The sequence below is a fragment of the Allobosea sp. TAF32 genome (assembly GCF_052113585.1).
Taxonomy (GTDB): domain Bacteria; phylum Pseudomonadota; class Alphaproteobacteria; order Rhizobiales; family Beijerinckiaceae; genus Allobosea.
Genome location: NZ_JBFRDM010000045.1, coordinates 1 through 515, shown reverse-complemented (window position 1 = coordinate 515; position 515 = coordinate 1). Strand labels below are relative to the sequence as shown.

Here is a 515-nt window from a genome sequence, read left to right as displayed (position 1 = left end):
AAGACGACCACGTTGATAGGCCGGGTGTGTAAGCGCAGCAATGCGTTCAGCTTACCGGTACTAATTGCTCGATCGGCTTGATCGTTCTCATGATCAATGTCCGCGACACCAAATACGCGACAAAACATCAAAGACCATTCTTTGCTTGCCATATCCTTCGCCGGCCCGGTGGCTTGAGCGAGGAGCCAGAACCCGATCCCATCCCGAACTCGGCCGTTAAACTCCTCAGCGCTGATGGTACTGTGTCTCAAGACCCGGGAGAGTAGGTCGTTGCCGGGCCTGTCAAGGATATCCCTCATCACAATCACAAAACGCTTCGCGCGGCGGTCGACACATGTCGCCGCCGCGCAGCCGTTTAAAAAGACCTCAAAAGGTCCCATATCCTTACCGCGGGGTGGAGCAGCCCGGTAGCTCGTCAGGCTCATAACCTGAAGGTCGTCAGTTCAAATCTGGCCCCCGCAACCAAACACAAAAACCCGTCGCAAACAGCGGCGGGTTTTTGCGTCTAAAATCCA

At 55.1% G+C, this 515-nt stretch carries 1 tRNA gene and 2 rRNA genes; all 3 read left to right on the top strand.

Annotation, left to right across the window (positions count from 1 at the left end):
• A 23S ribosomal RNA gene (locus tag AB4Z16_RS28105) occupies positions 1–85 on the top strand; the annotation flags it as partial.
• Between the two features lie 79 nt (positions 86–164).
• Positions 165–279, top strand: a 5S ribosomal RNA gene (rrf, locus tag AB4Z16_RS28100).
• Positions 280–388: 109 nt separating this feature from the next.
• Positions 389–465: transfer RNA gene (locus AB4Z16_RS28095), tRNA-Met, on the top strand.
• Positions 466–515: the final 50 nt, after the last annotated feature.